We start from the raw sequence: 16,910 nt of genomic DNA, 5'->3' as shown, positions 1-16,910 counted from the left end.
TTTCATATATTGCATTACATTTCGCTACGTAGTCCTTTCCGTTCCTTAAACTGCCACAGCGCGTCCTGTTCCCCCTGCCGATAAATGCTCAACATAATGAAATTATTTTGCACAACAAAACACGCCAACAGTTGGTCGATAACCCGACAAAACTGATACATGATGCCATCATTGTCATAACATGCTGGATCAAGATAAATATTCAGGTAGTTGCCATTAATTGTCCGCCCTTGGCCCTGTTTACTGTAGTCAAGGCGAGAACCAGACTGCGTTTCAATATGCACAATGCCATTGATATGCTGCTGCATTCGACGACTCAGAGAGCGATCATGCTCCACATAGCAATCATACAGACGTAGAAAGCCTCTCAATGATTCGGCATCGAACAGTAAAAAAGGCGGGCAATTAAGGAAATTGATCAGCGACCAGTCTGATTTTCCCATCACCATCGGTGGAAAATCAGGAGAAACCGCCGTGATATTATGGGCATGCAAATGCGCGGGCACTGACATTGGGGTAAGCGTAATTTCGCCAACACACAATTGCATAGCCTGAATATGATAACCAGAAAAATGGGCACATACCGTCTGGGGAAACAAATTATTTGCGGCTTCCCCATCCATATCGACAAAACGTATCTGGTTACGCAGCCGTCCCAGTAAATCGTTTGTTATCAACGATTGAAAATAAACGTTATCAGGATCACCTGCATCAAGCAGCCAATCACTTTTGGGCTGAAACAACTCAATGGGTTGGAAGTAACAGGGTTTGCCACGCGACTCATTTCCCTGCGTAGCTTTTTCACCAGGTTGCTTCGCCGTCTGAATGCTTTCTATGCGGTAAAGCCGAACAGTGTCTGCCAACGGCAACGGAAAATACGCATTATCTGGTGCTAATGAAATGGGCAGGCTGGTCATCGGCTCCAAATGAACCGCTGGCACACAGCCTAATTGAAAAGCATCTCCCAAATCATCTATCGGCAGCTCTCCCTTCAGGCGAAAAATCAGCTCGCATGAACCATCGGGGTTTAACCTCAAATCACGTTGTTCCTTGACATCGAGTGTGATGAAACTGAACACGTGAGGCAGGCAATAATACTCGGTCATCTGCTGCAAATAAGCAAAAAACAAATTTTCGGCAGGCAACAAAGTGTGTTGTAAATTTGCACCCCAGCCAGAAGAATAACTGTCTCTGAGTCTGATTTCTCCCTCGTCAGTTCGTAAATAGAAATCCTCAATGTGTATATCTATCCATAAACTGAGTTGCGCAGCCCGATTTTGGTCGATACCCAGAAAGAAATGCAGGTTTCCCCCAGACCAAACAGGCAATGTATTTCCCGTCTGACGCAGCGTCAAAACAATATCACTGTATTCACGTGTTTTTTGGATCTGTTTATTCAGGACAATGAAAGGCTCAATATGCAAGGGACTACAGGTGTGGAACCGTAATGCTTGTTCTCCCTCAGTGGCAATAACAGGCGTTCCTTGAGGTATATCTACAACACCTTGATGAATGCTTTGATAAGGAGCGAATTGAACAATGGCTGTCGGCGGTACAGGCCGCATGGTATGGGGCCAAATCCTCCCCAGCATTTCATGGGTGATTTCAGGGTAGGAGTCCTTAATAGTGCTTAGCAAGTTTGAAGACAATAACGAAAAACCCTCCATAAGCCGCTCAACATCAGGATCATGAGGTATATTCAAAAAATTGGCCAAATGAGGATATTCTGCGGCCATCAACGCCGCTTTTTCGCGCATATAAGCCAATTCTTTCAGATACAGAGATTCCTTATTATTTTTCATCTTTCTCTTTTCTCTTAAGCATGCACTGGTTAATTATTTATCGAATATTTGTTAAATAAATTTATGTATTTTAGAGTTGATGAGATTAATACGCTATATTACGGGATTACTCGTTAAATTTAACTTATGTAAGTATTATTTTTGTTGTTTAGGAAAAATCTTAATTAATGGGGGTAGAATTCCTTAAAATTTATCCTAATAGGTAGTGCTTATATTCGTTTTTTAATAAAGGGTATCCAGATTTAGCTGTTGATCTGCTTTTGATGTAATTACATGAATAAACCTGATAAAAAGTGAAGAGCATTTCATTAAATACATCAGCAGCATAAAAAATTACTTTATAAAAGAAAGATATCCATTTGAACACATCCAATTTGGTTAACCATAAAATTACAATAAAATAAAATACTTAATCTCTAAACTAAAAGGTTTAATCGCATTTAGAAAAGAAAATATAGATAATAGAATCCATTAAAAAGCAATTGATTTATTCTTTAAAAATTTTAAAAATCTCAAAAAAAATAGCAATCAGTTAACATACTAAAATCACATGTTAGCTGATTACAATCCATTGCATAAACAAAAAAACTTAAATCCATGAAAAACCATTCAATATCCAAATAACAAATCAACCACTCTATCAGCACCATGCTTAGTAATATGTATTCCATCCTTAGTTCTGATAGGTATAGAATTAAATCTCTCCATATAATCTATACCTAAGGCCAATCGTGTATCAATCATTTTTATATTTTTATTTAAACAAACACTAATAATTTCTTCCCTGCTATTTTTTAATAAAAAATTTTTATTTTTGTCAGCCAACTCAGGAGGTAGCAACCATATAATTTCCCTTCCTCCTGAAAAAACTTGCAATTTACTGATAAAGTTAGATACTTTCATAGCATACTGTTCTTTTTGTTTTTTATTTATAAGATCATTCGTTCCCAACACCACGTAAATTTTTTCATAATTTGAATAATTAAGATACTGTAAATAGCCATCCCAATCAAAGATACGATTCGATGCCAATCCCGAACCTGGCATATAAATAGCATCAAGAGGGGCTGTTTTTTTATAGCTATGTGCTATTTGATAAGTAAGTGAGTCTCCCAAAAATAGTGACTTAGCATAAGAATTAGAAAAAAAGGAAATAAGGATCATAAAAATAAATCTATTCATTATTAGAAATCTTTTTTCTTATTAACTAAAAGTGACGATAAGTGATTATTTTGTTCTTTTAATGCCATATTTTTTCCTACTAGGGATACTTTTTCTTCTAGAGCATCAAAAACATCCTTAAACGCTATATCTAAAGGATTTTTAGTATCCATAAGACTTTTTTCTGTAGCAACCAAAAGTTCATTTAACTGTACAATATCAATTGTCATAGACTGTTCTCGCGATTTAATGTCATTCAATTCAAGCTGCGCGGCATCATAGAGATTACGCAGCTCATCAATACTCTCTTCCAAACCCTCTACAGCTTGCGCAGCATCGACCCGTTCTCGTTCTACTTGTATCGTCTGTTTTTGGAGACCATGAAATACTGTGGGATATTTTACACCGCTAGAGCCAATAATTGTTGGAGTTTTGGACGATACGTATCTTTGCCGCTGGCTACCTCGGTAAAAACAGTTTTTATCTCATAACCGGCATTTTGAATGGCTATTTCTTGTCGGGCTGAATTTTGTTCTGCCGAGCTGACGCGTATGTAAGCATAAATCATGAAATAATCCATAAAGGTTCTCTAAACCTTACTTTATCCTACCTTTAGAGACCATTTTGAAGTCGGGATCTTTCTTTACGTAAAAGTACACCTTTAGAGATCCCAATCCAAGCCCTGAGAATAGTTCGGTGTGTAAAAATCATAGTTTTTTAATAACCGATTGAGCCGGTGGCGATTAAACCTGACGCGATTGAATTCATCGATAAGTTCTTGAATGTCGCCAAACGTGGTCTCGTCATCACTCTCAACCAGAGCTTCTAGGAGTTTAATTGTCGCTTCTGTTTCATCATATTGGATGGTGTCAGGCATACCTTGCCCACTCATACAGAATAGCGTACTTTTATTTGAATCAGGTTCAATCGCTTCGATACGGATATCCAGTAACTAATGCCGGAAAAAATTATACTCATAGGTGAATTTATCACGGTTTTCGAATTGAAAAGAGGCCAGTGAAACCGCCCAGGGGTTATCATAAAAGTTGAGGCCACCTTCATAGCAGATACCATAATCTTTGCCGTGGATATGAAAGTATGGAGATGATCATTATCCCAGCCAAAAACAAATTGCAGCAGAAAATGAAAAGCGCCTAATGACATATCACTTTGTATTCGAAAACGTCGCCAGATCATGGAGCTGATATTTCGAATAGCAGCTTTGACCTGATATACAGGCATAATTGTCCTTTCCTCATGATGGAAGTGAGAACCTCCATATTAAGTGATGAAAGGAATACCCCACAGTATTTCATGGTCTCCTTCAATCACTGGTATTGATATTCATAAATTGCTTACATAGGAATAAACACTCATTAGCCAGTACAAAAATGGCAGCTTGCATTTAATGAAGTGTAGATCACGTTGAACATAGAAGAAAAATAACAATGAATAATAACCAGAAAACTTATCATGCTATTATTGCCCTAGATGATATATTTTATCCTGATGGAAACCTTGAATTAAGAGACAAAATTAATAACGGCGAGAAGTTAACACAAAAAGAGTTATCTATGTTACCTTATTCAAAAATCACAAGTGAAATAAAAATAGATAATTCAGATGATGTAACGAACCTAGTTGATATAGTTTCTTTGATTTGTGGTATCCCACAGTGCTTATTTGAAATAGATGGAATGTCTTATGATTATTTCTTTATTTAACCATCGGATATTCGTATTCATAATTTCTTTCTTAAACATGTGAAATACAATTTTCCTGAGTTTTGGGATGCTTGGGTAAACGGCGATGATAATGACATAGTAATTAGTTTTCCTAACAAAATAGTACTAAAAACCATAAATAACCTTTAATTAAAACCTAAATTCCAGACGGTGACGCAATTTATTTGCGTTGCTGTCTGGAATTCACCAACTGAGCGCAGCGAGGGCGGTAGGGTAGCTTTGCGCAGATTCCATACAAAAAGAACGTGTAAAAAATCATCAACCAGTACAAAATGTAGTGTTTGTACTGGTTGATGAAGAGCTACTATTTATTGATTAATACAGATGACGATTTTTTAAAGCTGTGGGGGAAATGAGGTTGTTTTATGACCGTAACTCTTAATCGAGAAAAATATCAAAATTTATCTTAGGGGGCAATAAAAACATTTGAATTTTGTCTATGACCTACAAAAAAAGAAACAGTTATGTTTCTTTTTCCAGTTGGGAAATTACATTTTTTGTGGTGTCAAACACCGTTTCTAAAGCCCGTTCATATTGCTTTATTCTTTTTTTCGCTATCAGTAATTCGTCTTCTAATGGCGTATTTTCTTTTCTGTATAATTTTAAAACTTGTTCAGCGAAAATATCATCTTCTATATAAAAATAGCAGGGCGGGACGTTTAGCACTTCTGCGATTTGACAAACCGTGTTGTAGACAGGGAAATTTATTCCACGCTCATATCTCGATATCGTCGTCCTAGCGAGTTCCCCATCAACTAACCCTATCTTTTCACCGAGTTCACGTTGTGAAAGTCCTTGTGCCTTTCTTGAATCTGATAATCGTTTTTTGTTCATTGCATAATCTTATATTTAACTTGACTCTTTCTTACCACTGTTACAGAATCCTCGCCAGAGCAATTATTTGCTTCTAGAATCAATTTTTGATTCTTTTGTGCAAGGTTTTCCCATTGAAATCGAGTTTATTATAACATCAGGGAATTATAATAAATAAAGACTATTCATTACCTTAGTTTGCCCAAACACCAATAGAAATATGTAACTCCATTATTCGCCCCCTCCTCGCCATAGGGGGTTTTTCTGAAAAAAATCGCGATAAAGGGGCTTTTATGCCAGACACAAATCTAACGCATGAATGCTATATTGATACCCACGAATATATTAAAGAACAGATAATTGAATTCTCCTTGAATGATGCAGAATCTGATTTTGAAGAGGAAATGAAGAGACTCATTATTTCCTATGAAGGAAATCGGGACTCTCTTGGATCGGTAATTATGTATCTTCTTTATGATTTTATTGAAGAGAAAGAATTAAGCGAGGGATTGCCTTTACATAATGAAATGATAGAGAAATTCAGAAGAATTATTCGCTATATTCGTCAAAATGCAGAAAATAAATTAGAATTTCAAAAGTTGATGAAAACCTACCAAAAAAACAACCCCCATTAATGGGGGTTATCATTATGGGGAATTGATGAATAAATCAGCATCAGATAAAAGTAAAACCGGTAATCATGATATCAATGTTTTTATTGGTCAACGTATCAGAAGGAGACGAAAAGAATTGGACATATCGGGAGGGGATTTAGCTAAACGATTAGGCGTAACCCAGCAACAAATGTCCAAATATGAAAGAGGCGACTCGAGAATTAACTTAGCGTACCTAGTTAGAATTAGCTGTGAACTAAACGCGCCTATTAGTTAGTTTTTTCTGGATTGTTACTCTGATAAAGAGAAAACTGATGGCTCAGTCATTTTACCGTTATCAATGGATGATGAAGAATCAAAGATGTTAATCAATAGAATGTGGGATAAATTATCTCATGCAGAACGGCGCATTTTGGTCTCGTTTTTAGACAAAATGTCTGAGACAAAACGGCATAAAAAAAGACCTGATTAAAGGTCTTTTTTAATATACTCATTTTAGCCACATAGTAATGTGGGATCGTGTCGATCGTTTATTTGTATTAGTCTCGATTTGATCTAATAGATACCTGTATTAATAATCGGTAACAGGGTCTGACGCTCAGTGGAACGAAAACTCACGTTAATAAGCTGCTGATGGGTAGCACGCCAAAATCAAGCACACATCGCCAATTATTCTCTGGTCAATCTGAGCATATTGCTAGAGAGATTGTGACAATACCCATTAATGAAACAGAAAAAATATTAGATGCCGCATTGTCGCTATCTCGTCAGGCGGGTAACTGTTGGGTCTGTGACAGGTCAGGGTTAGGGATTGATCAACTCTATAAATCTAAATTCAATAAGTAATCGATATAAGTTCCCCGTATGAACGGGGATAGTTTTATTTCTCACCACTGTCCACATTAAGGTATTTCAACACCCAGGCACTCAATTTCATGTTCTCTCTCTGAGCCTGTTTTACATAGAGCGCCTTTAATTGTGAATTTATTCTAATAGTTAATACGCTATCTGCTGGCAACAATCCGGCAGCATTGAGGTTTCCAATATTTCCGTGGAATCCCTTAGGCGGGTTTCCCGCTATACCATCTTGATAGCCAATCACCCAATCAGCACAATCATGATTAGGGGATGAATCAGATTACTTAACCGTCTATCCGCTTACAAAGGGACTGCCCGGGATTTTTCACCGTCTGAATTGGATCGGGAGCTGGAAACACATCTAACCATCAAGGATAGCGGAGTACGGTTGATAGTTCTATATTAGCTATCGCGGCATAACACCAATGTAGTGCCCCAAGGTTTTATGCTCTCCATCTAAAATCATTTGTGAACACTATCAAATAAATTGCATATTTTTTGATTATGGTATTTCCTATATTCAAATTATGATCTATATTTATATGCAGCAAGGCATGAACAAAAATTGACAACTGCAAATAAAAGAGGTGGGAATGAAAAGCAACTTACTTTATATCGCTGATTATAAAAATGAAGAATTTCACGAGAAGTTAATGAGCAGCCTTTATGATGCGCTAGAAAACTACTCAATACTAACAGAGGAAGAAAAATCAAATCTGGATATTGACGTAGAATTTTTTGAATTGGATAAGGTATATACAACTCCACATCTACTTAATGATGATGTGCTCTACATACGTGTACGTTTTGGAAGATCGGATTATATTGCACGATATAAAAATGGCATCTTGGTAATATGGATTGATGATCACATCACTCATGTTGATTTTTGTTTTGGTGAGCGCGTGCAGGATGGACGCGTGCTAGCTAGAACAATTATTACATTATTCGGTTTAAATGAAAAAATTGAGTGGATTACTATGGCGTAACTATTACCGCTACTCCGGTATTAACATGATTAATGAGATAAAATATGGCAAGAATAAGAATATTGACAGTGAACAGGAATTGTCCTCTATGCGGCAATCCCATTAAAATGGAATACATGGGAATTTCACGGAAAAGTGCTGAGTATGATGTGGATAGAAAAATAAAAAACGGGCATATTTGCCCGGATTGTTTAGAAAAAAACAGAATCAAAGAAAATGAAGCTGCCGCCCGTGAAAATGCAGAATCTGGATTACCCGTACTGGAAGGCAGCGAAAAACAAATTGCATGGGCAGAAAACATCAGAAAAACCCTGCTGTCAATGCTATCCCCGTATGATGAATTAGTCAGCGATGTGGGAACATTGAGGAGAAAAGATCTGTACCGGTTGAAAACCGCAGCTTGGGCATCTGACCTCACCGGAGCGTTACAAACTGGATTGGCATTGGAAAAATATTCGCGGATTAGCATTAATGATGATGAATTATTCTCTATTGCCAGGGCATTTTTAACCATTATAAAACAAAAAACGAAAGCCTATTGGTGGATAGATATCAGGGCGATGTCATTATCAAATATTATCCGCGAATTGCGGGATGAAATATTGTCTCATGCGATGTTCAGTTATGATGGTTATGACGAAATGTCGAATGAGTCCACTGTCCAGCCAGAAAACCCGATTGAAAAAATAAAAACGATTTTGACTGCTTACACAGATAAAATCCAACTGGAGTTTGAGGGCGAAAATGATAAATTCACCCATCTGGTGATGTCCCGCAAATTTAAATTCTGGAAAAGCATTAAAAAATGGGTTTTACCCATAAAACCAACCGATGGGGAGGCGAAAGACCGGGCGGCTGAAATCATGTATACTCTATTAAATGCCGGTTTCCCTGTGTCATGTTTGAATCAATCTATCACTGAGATGGCAATCAATGCCAATTTTGAAACTGTGCATCCCAGATGGATTTATCACTCTGAAAGATTCGGCAATGACAAATATGTGTTCATTTTCTGGCGTGATGATGCGGATTTGCGTCAAGAAATGAAAATATTAAAGGGCGCTGTAGAGAGAAAAGAAAAACTCTGGAAAATACGGATGGAGCACTGGGAGGTTATTAGGGATTTTGCCGAAACACACCACTTTAAAATCACTCAAGATGCTGAACATATTTTAAATAAAGCCGAACGTGAAGAAAAATCAAGACTTATTATCATCAGTGCTCTTCCTGAAGCTAAAAAAACTGACCTGTCCCCCAAAGAAAATGTCCATAATGACAATGGAATACACAGAGATTTAATCGATGATGAATAATCACCCGTGGGAAATTATTACATCGCCCATGAGCCACCAAAATGAAGCGGCCAATAAATTAATCCCTCTAAAAGTAGGAGGGTTGTTTATGGAAATGGGAACAGGGAAAAGTTTAACGGCAATAATGATAGCCTGTGCGCGCCGACATAAAATAAGTAAATTCGTATGGTGTTGCCCCGTGTCATTAAAAATAAACACAATGGAACAAATTATTACGCATACGAACAGAGACGACAATATTTATTTATTTGATGATAAAACAACAGATAATAATATTAAAGATGCGTTCTGGTATATTGTAGGGTTAGAGAGTATTGGTGGAAGCGATCGCGTCACAATGGCATTCAATAAACTCGTCGATGAAAATACGATGCTCATCGTTGATGAATCCAGTTATATTAAAGGCCATAAAGCCAAGCGAACAAAAAGATTAAAACTCATCGGTGAAAAATCAAAATATCGGCTCATCCTGACAGGGACACCGATTAGTCAGGGTATAGAAGATATTTATACCCAAATGGCATTTTTGAGCGATAAAATATTGGGCTATCGGTCATGGTTTTCATTTGCCAGAAAACACCTTGAGTACAGTGATGATTATCAGGGGATGATTACAAGCAGAAAAAACATTGATTTGGTCGCCCAAAAAATAGAGCCTTATATTTATCAGGTCAGAAAAGAAGAATGCCTTTATTTGCCCGAAAAGACCTATCAGAAAAGAATGGTGCCTTTGACTTCTGAGCAATTGAAATTATATGAGCAAACAAAAGAGCGGTTCACCGAGACTATTCTTAATATGGAAGATGACAATGGCATGGGAATAGAAATATATCGCTTATTTTCTGCGCTTAAAGCCATTGTTAATGGCATCGTTCCATTGGGTTTTGAAAATGCCGGAAATGTGATAAACAACAATCGGGTTTCTGAATTATTATCGATATTGCTGTCATTACCCCAAGAGCAGCCGGTGGTTATTTTTACCCAATACAGAAAATCCGTGGAATCTATACAGAATATGTTATCCGAGAATTTCAACAGTAATATCAGTCTATATTATGGGGGATTGACAGAAAAAAATAGAGCCAAAAACATAAATAAATGGCGGGATAATGGCGGATATTTATTGGCAACAGCCAGTTGTGGCGGGTTTGGATTAACATTGACAGAATCTAATCATTGTATATTTTTCGGTAACGGATTTAAGTACAGCGAACGTATTCAGTGTGAGGACAGATTACACCGGATAGGACAAAATAAAAACACACATTATACTGATATTTGGACTGAATCAGGAATAGAAAGAAAAATAATGAAAGCACTCAAAATCAAAGGAAATGCCCTGGAGATATTTAAACAAGAAATTATGGAGGCCAAAAAACGCACACCCAATAAATTATCAAAAATTATAGAGGCACTGTAATGAAAAATCTTGACTGTAATGTCTATCAGGCGGCAATGGTCAGAATTAAATATCTATTTTCTGAATTTGATAATATTTATATTTCATTTTCTGGGGGCAAAGACAGTGGGGTGTTATTAAATTTAGCGCTGGACTATGCCCGTAAAAATAATCTTACCCATAAACTGGGGGTTTTTCATATCGATTATGAGGCGCAATATAACGCCACTACGGAATATGTTGATAAAACCTACGACGCACTAGAGGATGAAATTGAAAAATTACGTTGCTGTGTGCCTGTCAAATGTCCCACCTGCACCAGTATGTTTGAACGCCACTGGCGGCCGTGGGATGAGACTAAACGGGATTTGTGGGTACGGGACAGGCCAGAGCCGTGTCTGAAATGGGGAGATTTTGATTTTCTGAATGAAGAAACGTCTGATTATTCATTTCAGAGTGAGTTTTCATTGTGGTATCACAAAAAGAAAAACGCAAAAAAGACCTGTGTTTTGGTCGGTATACGGGCTGAGGAGAGTCTGGACCGATGGCGAACCATTATCAGTGACAAAAATATCAACAAATACCATGATAAAATATGGACAACCCAAATAGCTGAGAATATCTACAACGCCTACCCCATCTATGACTGGAAAATCGAGGATATTTGGGTAGCGAATGCGCAATTTGGCTGGGAATACAATCGGCTCTATGATTTATTTTACTATGCCGGATTACCCATTCATGCCATGCGCGTAGCCTCACCATTCCATAATGCGGCCAAAGCCTCGCTCGGGTTATATCGGGCAATCGATCCTGATATGTGGGGGAAAATGATATCAAGGGTAAATGGGGTTAATTTCACGGCCATCTATGGCGGAACTACCGTAATGGGATGGCGCAACATTACCAAGCCCGGTCATTTCACATGGGAGCAGTACGCCAAATTCCTGCTGGACACGCTGCCCAGTGATATTGCTGACAATTATCGCAAAAAACTCGCAACCAGCATTAAATTTTGGCGTGAAAAAGGCGGGGTTTTGGGTGATGAGGCCATCAACGACTTAAAACAGGCTGGCATTGTATTTGAAGTGGGGAAACAAACAAATTATAAAACTGATAAATTACCCGTTCGCATGGAATATGCTGATGATATTGACAGTAAGGATTTTTCATTAATTCCCACATGGAAACGGCTTTGTGTCTGTATTCTGAAAAATGACCATGTAGGTAAATACATGGGGTTTAGCCAAACCAAGGCTGAGACACTCAAAAGAAAGTCCGCGATAGAAAAGTATAAAGACTTATGATGGGGCTAAATGATGAAGATAGTAAATTTACTGAATGAGCTATGTGAAGAACTGAATAAGCTGGACACTGACAGCAAAATCACGTTATTGAATACCATACGTCGGCGATTACATGAGATCAGCCCATTCAATGAAGAACCTGTAGATCTGGTTTTGTGGGAAAAAGTTGATGATGTTGTGGCAAATGACTACAACCCTAATCGTGTAGCGCCACCAGAAATGACGCTGCTTAAAAAATCGATAATCGAAGACGGTTACACGCAACCGATAGTGACATTTAGGGAAAACAATAAACACACGGTTGTTGATGGTTTCCACCGACGCGAAATCGGCTCAAGCTCTGTCATGTTGAAGAGATTGTTCGGCTATGTGCCTATTACTGAAATACGTGATGATAGAGGGGAACGAGCGAATAGGATTGCCAGCACAATCCGACACAATCGGGCGCGTGGGACGCATGAAATCGATATGATGGTATCAATTGTTGGCGAACTTGTTGGCTCAGGGATGTCCGATGCTTGGATTATGAATCATATTGGTATGGATGCCGATGAATTGCTACGATTAAAACAAATTTCAGGACTGGCTGCGTTATTCAGTAACACGGAATTTACACAGGGATGGACTAAAAACAATAACGATACGGCATTTTATGAAGAGGAAAAAAATGAATAATATTTTTATCAGAAATAAAGGGAAATTAATTGAAAAAACCAATTATTGGGATTCAACGCCCTCAAAAAAGGGATTTTTGTATTTGTCCTGGAACGCGAGTGCTGGGCGGTTATTAATTCCTGATTTAAAAAAATGGATAATCAACGACATAAAAACAGCCAAAATGGTGATTGTTTCTCGGGGCATCTGGCACAATCGCGACGCATTGGAGTTATTATTTGAGGATAATAGTGATCATCCATTTTCTGTGCATTTGGTTTCAGAACAGACAGATAGATTAATCCCCAACCCTGAACAGGGCAACGAATTTGTTATCACTGCTTGGACACGAGAAGGACAAGTCTCCAAAGCCACAGGAAAATACAGGGTGGTAGAGAAACTTCCTTGTTTAGAACCTTGGATGGAACAATAAATGAACAGTTCCAAAACTCACGGCGGTAAACGTGATGGCGCAGGAAGGAAACCCATTGACAAAAATGTCAAAAAATCCCCCATGACAATAAAAATGTCTCAGTGGATTATCGATTGGCTAAATAACCAATCAGAGACAAAAATCAGTTTGATAGAAAATGCCCTCATTAAACAATATAATTTGATTTCACCAGACATGACGAATAAAACTAAAAATGAGGCGTGAATTAAATAAATGCGCCAAATAATAGATCACAGGTAGGTAACTCAATCCGAATGGGGAATCACTAAACTGTATTAGTTCAGACTAGATCTGACACTTCGGTTTGAAAAGAAAAGAGTTACCGACTTTGATTAAAGGTGATGAATCCATAATCAAAGACTAAGAGGTAACTCTCATGCTTTATACTAGCAATCCAATCATCAAACACAAGGCGGGTCTGCTTAATCTCACTGAAGAACTCAGTAATGTCTCAAGAGCCTGTAAAGTGATGGGTGTATCCAGAGATACGTTTTATCGTTATCAGGAACTCGTTGAAACAGGCGGGATTGATGCGTTAATCAACCAAAGCAGAAAAAAACCTAATTTGAAGAACCGTGTGAATGCGGAGACTGAACACGCCGTTATCAACTCGGCCATCGAATTCCCGGCATATGGGCAAGCCAGAACAAGTAATGAGTTCAGAAAAGCAGGCATCTTTGTGTCTGCCAGTGGTGTCCGTTCTATCTGGCTCAGACATCATCTTGAGAACTTCAAAAAGCGTCTGGCAGCCCTTGGCTGACGAAGGCATTATCCTGACGGACGAGCAGGTTGCCGCCCTTGAACGTAAGCAGCATGATGACGAAGCGTGTGGCGAAATTGAAACCGCTCATCCTGGCTATTTAGGGTCGCAAGATATCCGGGGATCAAATTAAGCGAAGAAACAGATCACTATTTGGCAAAGACTATTGCTGCATGAGTGCCCAAAGATTTTTTATGCTCTATATGTTGCAGAACGTTTTTACCGTTGATTTTACCCGGCGGCTGAAGCAGCCAGGCCAGACGGGAAGGCTGTTCCCCCTCAGAGATAAGCAGGCTGTCCAATGCTAATTTATGTTTTTCTTCAAGCGATGCAGTGAGTGTGTAAAATACAGATCTGTCAGCGAGTGTGACAACTTCAGCAAGCGTTCGTTCTATCACCTCAACAGAGTGAAAAATAACATTATTACTCTGCAACCAGCTGAGCATTTCTTCGGCAAGCATAAATCCTTTATCTGTACGCATGGCATAGGAATGCAGATGTCGGATGCAATCTTTTTGTCGTGCTTGATTGAACGGAGATAATTTTAGGTAGCGATAAAGCTCGGTTAAGTGTTCCCAGCGGGTTTGTTCTCTCGATGCATATTCATGCCATAAATCAGACGAAACTTTAAGTTGGGAAGCTATTCTGGATACAACACCATTGTGAGGAGCATTGTTTTTATCCGGCAGAAACCCGGGGCCACGTAGATAACAAAGTAATACAGCAAAGCCCAGGCGGTTTGCTGGCCGGCGGTGTTGCAATATCATTTGTATTCAAAAAACACATTCTGGTCAGAATAATCTCATCATCCGGAATAACCAGTAAGCGATCCTGTTCTTCATTGCTCAGTATCTGTCTCCGTGGCATAAATGTTTAGCCCCCATATAGTTCCATGCGTTGTAGATTTACAGTGACCAAAAACGAACCATTTCGGACACGTTGCAAAGAGAATGTCCGAAAGTAAGTTAATTTTATATCGTACACCTGTTATAATCCGTACATCTTTTTCGGACAGGAAAACATATCATGTCGCGGGTTTTTGCTTACTGCCGTGTTTCTACTTTGGAACAAACAACGGAAAACCAACGTCGGGAGATCAAGGCGGCTGGATTTAATATCCAGACACACCGCGTGATGGAAGAGAATATCAGTGGTTCGGTAACAGCTTATGAACGCCCCGTGTTTAATCGTTTGTTGGATAGGATGGAAGGTGGTGATATTTTGGTGGTTACACGACTTGATCGGTTAGGACGCAATGCAATGGATGTCAGAAGAACAGTCGAAGATTTGGAAAACCGAGAAATCCGAGTTCACTGCCTAGCACTTGGCGGGGTTGATCTGACAAGTTCAGCAGGAAAAATGACAATGCAGGTTATTGCTGCGGTGGCTGAATTTGAACGTGACCTACTCATTGAGCGCACTCATTCAGGTATCATGCGGGCTAAAGCCGCAGGAAAACGCTTAGGTCGTCCCCCTGTACTGAATAAAGAGCAGCAAAAATTAGTGCTCGAACGTTTGAGAACAGGAAATAGCGTTAGTGCAATTGCTCGTGAATTTAAGACAACAAGGCAAACGATTCTGAGAGTAAGAGCTGCAAATACTGAGTTAGAGTGAAACAAATTTATATCCCTCAATCCATTTTACGCTCTTAAAATTCCGTGAAGTCGTCTTTTGAAAATTACACTCTTTGGTGCATACGAGTACTGAGCATAATCACGTTTAGTGCAGCCGACTTCTGAAATTATTTTATCAGAAGTCATATGCACACTTAACTTTAAGTCCTATTAATTGGTGCAGTCGCCTTCTGAAAATAACAATGTAAGTTGGCCACCTGATTTTTAGCTATTTAAAATGACCGCTTAACAGTGTTTACTGTTCCGTTATGGCGATTGCCCGGGAAAAAGGAAAGTTACGTGGGAAACAGCCTAAACTCTCCAATAAGCAACAGAAAGAATTGTGCCGGATGCACGGCACCGGGCAGTATTCGATCAGTGATTTGGCCGAGCTTTTTTCGGTATCGAGGCCCACGCTTTACCGGACGTTGGTACGCAATAAAATGGCTTATGAAAACTAAAATAAATTTCGGTAACTCCGGCTTATAACTCTAACTCTTATAACGGGGACCAATATTAGGATGCTAGAACATCCTCAGCAATCATACCAATACAACAGAGCACTATATCCGTTTACTTTCAACTATCAATAATCAGTTATGCGGGTCATTTCCAGTGAATTTAACTTCAAATATATTCGACCAATTTTTCCCCGTCACGTAAATTTTATCGGAGACAGGATCATAAGCGATTCCATTCAACGTGTTGGTATTTTTATCAAAATTATCAAGGCTAAATTGTATACCAGCCAAGTCAATCCATTTAATGACCTTCCCATTAGTAGGGTCGATAACAAGTATGATGTCGGTGTACCAGACATTGGCGTAAATCAGCCCCTTTATCCATTCGAGTTCATTTATTTTCCCAATTCTCTTACTGTTGTAAGTAACTTGAATACTTTTTTCCACCGAAAAATCTGAGGGGTTACGATAAAATAACTCAGCACTGCCATTACTCATGATAAGGTTTTTACCATCAGTCGTTAAACCCCATCCTTCCCCCTCATAGTTAATTGACTCAATAATATGAAAATTGTCAGTATCCAATACTAACAGTTTATTTTCCTTCCAGGTCAGAACATAATACCTCCCGTTCAGTTTAGTCAATCCCTCTCCCCATACATCTTCAGGTAATTCTTTAGATTTGAGTAGAGTTCCATTAGCAGAATCGATAACGTTTATTTTCGATTTCTTATACAATCCAGTGGATTCTATAATATTATTTCCATCTAAAATTAATCCTTGTGTAAATGATTCTTGGTTGTGAGGAATTTTACGAATGATTTTATATCCCTCTTTTTCCGGAATAACGCAGGAATAACTAGCCGTGAAAATCATGAAAGTAGATATAGCTATAATAGTATTATAGTTTTTAAGAAAACCCTTATATTTACTCATGTCGTGTTCACATAATAAGCTACCATCTTGA

Annotated in this window: 20 protein-coding genes and 3 pseudogenes; 14 read left to right on the top strand and 9 right to left on the bottom strand. The window is 38.5% G+C overall.

Annotated elements, in window-relative coordinates; all coding sequences use genetic code 11:
• Positions 1-14: 14 nt before the first annotated feature.
• The 6 genes from AC5JQI_RS19285 to AC5JQI_RS19260 form a co-directional block, all read right to left on the bottom strand.
• Positions 15-1,802: a type VI secretion system baseplate subunit TssF gene (locus AC5JQI_RS19285; protein WP_493914813.1), complete on the bottom strand. Its 1,788-nt coding sequence runs from the start codon at positions 1,800-1,802 to the stop codon at positions 15-17.
• A 609-nt stretch (positions 1,803-2,411) separates the two neighbouring features.
• Positions 2,412-2,984: a DUF459 domain-containing protein gene (locus AC5JQI_RS19280; protein WP_493914812.1), complete on the bottom strand. Its 573-nt coding sequence runs from the start codon at positions 2,982-2,984 to the stop codon at positions 2,412-2,414.
• 2 nt (positions 2,985-2,986) lie between these two features.
• On the bottom strand, positions 2,987-3,277 hold the full coding sequence (locus AC5JQI_RS19275; protein ID WP_493914811.1) for a hypothetical protein: 291 nt from the start codon (positions 3,275-3,277) through the stop codon (positions 2,987-2,989).
• 86 nt (positions 3,278-3,363) lie between these two features.
• Positions 3,364-3,531, bottom strand: coding sequence for a recombinase family protein (locus AC5JQI_RS19270; RefSeq protein ID WP_493914810.1), 168 nt, complete (start codon positions 3,529-3,531; stop codon positions 3,364-3,366).
• Between the two features lie 93 nt (positions 3,532-3,624).
• Positions 3,625-3,840 carry a hypothetical protein gene (locus AC5JQI_RS19265; RefSeq protein ID WP_493914809.1) on the bottom strand — a complete coding sequence of 72 codons (216 nt, stop codon included), beginning with the start codon at positions 3,838-3,840 and terminating at the stop codon, positions 3,625-3,627.
• Between the two features lie 11 nt (positions 3,841-3,851).
• Entirely contained in the window at positions 3,852-4,160 is a 309-nt protein-coding gene (locus AC5JQI_RS19260; protein WP_493914839.1) for an IS1096 element passenger TnpR family protein, read from the bottom strand.
• A gap of 251 nt (positions 4,161-4,411) precedes the next feature.
• Between AC5JQI_RS19260 and AC5JQI_RS19255 the strand changes: the two genes are divergently transcribed.
• Positions 4,412-4,687, top strand: a complete 276-nt coding sequence (locus AC5JQI_RS19255) for a hypothetical protein (RefSeq protein WP_493914808.1) — start codon at positions 4,412-4,414, stop codon at positions 4,685-4,687.
• A gap of 483 nt (positions 4,688-5,170) precedes the next feature.
• On the opposite strand, the gene AC5JQI_RS19250 is transcribed toward AC5JQI_RS19255, so the two are convergent.
• Positions 5,171-5,542 (bottom strand): helix-turn-helix domain-containing protein, encoded by a 372-nt coding sequence (locus tag AC5JQI_RS19250; RefSeq protein WP_493914807.1) that lies wholly within the window; start codon positions 5,540-5,542, stop codon positions 5,171-5,173.
• 272 nt (positions 5,543-5,814) lie between these two features.
• Between AC5JQI_RS19250 and AC5JQI_RS19245 the strand changes: the two genes are divergently transcribed.
• From AC5JQI_RS19245 to AC5JQI_RS19195, 11 genes and pseudogenes are all read left to right on the top strand, one after another.
• Entirely contained in the window at positions 5,815-6,156 is a 342-nt protein-coding gene (locus AC5JQI_RS19245; protein ID WP_493914806.1) for a hypothetical protein, read from the top strand.
• A 25-nt stretch (positions 6,157-6,181) separates the two neighbouring features.
• Positions 6,182-6,412 (top strand): helix-turn-helix domain-containing protein, encoded by a 231-nt coding sequence (locus tag AC5JQI_RS19240; protein WP_493914805.1) that lies wholly within the window; start codon positions 6,182-6,184, stop codon positions 6,410-6,412.
• A gap of 356 nt (positions 6,413-6,768) precedes the next feature.
• Positions 6,769-6,981 carry a hypothetical protein gene (locus tag AC5JQI_RS19235; RefSeq protein WP_493914804.1) on the top strand — a complete coding sequence of 71 codons (213 nt, stop codon included), beginning with the start codon at positions 6,769-6,771 and terminating at the stop codon, positions 6,979-6,981.
• 605 nt (positions 6,982-7,586) lie between these two features.
• Positions 7,587-7,982, top strand: coding sequence for a hypothetical protein (locus AC5JQI_RS19230; protein ID WP_493914803.1), 396 nt, complete (start codon positions 7,587-7,589; stop codon positions 7,980-7,982).
• A gap of 116 nt (positions 7,983-8,098) precedes the next feature.
• A complete protein-coding gene (locus AC5JQI_RS19225) occupies positions 8,099-9,295 on the top strand; it encodes a hypothetical protein (protein WP_493914802.1) in 1,197 nt (398 codons plus the stop codon).
• On the top strand, positions 9,285-10,715 hold the full coding sequence (locus tag AC5JQI_RS19220) for an SNF2-related protein (RefSeq protein ID WP_493914801.1): 1,431 nt from the start codon (positions 9,285-9,287) through the stop codon (positions 10,713-10,715). The genes AC5JQI_RS19225 and AC5JQI_RS19220 overlap by 11 nt, the downstream gene beginning before the upstream one ends.
• Entirely contained in the window at positions 10,715-12,001 is a 1,287-nt protein-coding gene (locus tag AC5JQI_RS19215; RefSeq protein ID WP_493914800.1) for a DUF3440 domain-containing protein, read from the top strand. The genes AC5JQI_RS19220 and AC5JQI_RS19215 overlap by 1 nt, the downstream gene beginning before the upstream one ends.
• A gap of 12 nt (positions 12,002-12,013) precedes the next feature.
• Entirely contained in the window at positions 12,014-12,676 is a 663-nt protein-coding gene (locus tag AC5JQI_RS19210; protein WP_493914838.1) for an IbrB-like domain-containing protein, read from the top strand.
• Entirely contained in the window at positions 12,669-13,088 is a 420-nt protein-coding gene (locus tag AC5JQI_RS19205; protein ID WP_493914799.1) for a hypothetical protein, read from the top strand. The genes AC5JQI_RS19210 and AC5JQI_RS19205 overlap by 8 nt, the downstream gene beginning before the upstream one ends.
• A complete protein-coding gene (locus tag AC5JQI_RS19200; RefSeq protein WP_493914798.1) occupies positions 13,089-13,313 on the top strand; it encodes a hypothetical protein in 225 nt (74 codons plus the stop codon).
• 172 nt (positions 13,314-13,485) lie between these two features.
• Positions 13,486-13,984 (top strand): annotated as a pseudogene (locus AC5JQI_RS19195) (helix-turn-helix domain-containing protein); the annotation flags it as partial.
• Positions 13,985-14,051: 67 nt separating this feature from the next.
• Here AC5JQI_RS19195 and AC5JQI_RS19190 read toward each other — a convergent pair.
• A pseudogene (locus tag AC5JQI_RS19190) lies at positions 14,052-14,736 on the bottom strand (DUF4158 domain-containing protein); the annotation flags it as partial.
• Positions 14,737-14,895: 159 nt separating this feature from the next.
• On the opposite strand from AC5JQI_RS19190, the gene AC5JQI_RS19185 reads away from it, so the two are divergent.
• Together AC5JQI_RS19185 and AC5JQI_RS19180 are read left to right on the top strand one after the other, a co-directional pair.
• Positions 14,896-15,483, top strand: coding sequence for a recombinase family protein (locus AC5JQI_RS19185; RefSeq protein WP_493914797.1), 588 nt, complete (start codon positions 14,896-14,898; stop codon positions 15,481-15,483).
• Positions 15,484-15,751: 268 nt separating this feature from the next.
• Positions 15,752-15,943: pseudogene (locus AC5JQI_RS19180) on the top strand (helix-turn-helix domain-containing protein); the annotation flags it as partial.
• Between the two features lie 132 nt (positions 15,944-16,075).
• On the opposite strand, the gene AC5JQI_RS19175 reads toward AC5JQI_RS19180, so the two are convergent.
• The gene (locus tag AC5JQI_RS19175) at positions 16,076-16,879 is read right to left on the bottom strand and encodes a glutaminyl-peptide cyclotransferase (RefSeq protein ID WP_493914796.1); all 804 of its coding nucleotides are present in this window, start codon (positions 16,877-16,879) and stop codon (positions 16,076-16,078) included.
• Positions 16,880-16,910 lie beyond the last annotated feature (31 nt).

The sequence above is a fragment of the Xenorhabdus sp. XBWT genome (genome assembly GCF_059072735.1).
The sequence above is the reverse complement of the archived record's forward strand: the minus strand, read 5'-3'. Positions and strand labels throughout refer to the sequence as shown.